Below are 235 nucleotides of genomic sequence, written 5' to 3' on the forward strand. Positions count from 1 at the left end.
TCTGGCGTTCCTCGGTGATCGCAGGCTCGGGTTCGGAGGCACGCCGTTTGACGGCTTCGCGCACCTTGCGCCGCTTCAGGCGTTCCTCGGCGATCGCGGGCGCGTCGGGTTCGGCGTTGCGCTGCCTGGCGGCCTCGCGCTCCTTGCGCCGCTTCTGACGTTCCTCGGTGATCGCAGGCTCGGGTTCGGAGGCACGCCGTTTGACGGCTTCGCGCACCTTGCGCCGCTTCTGGCG

General features: G+C 70.2%; 1 protein-coding gene. It reads right to left on the bottom strand.

The window, feature by feature from the left end:
- The coding region (locus AC0L26_RS32065; RefSeq protein ID WP_473636094.1) for a hypothetical protein at positions 1-235 on the bottom strand (235 nt) is incomplete at both ends.

Source organism: Mesorhizobium sp. WSM4823 (assembly GCF_055811195.1).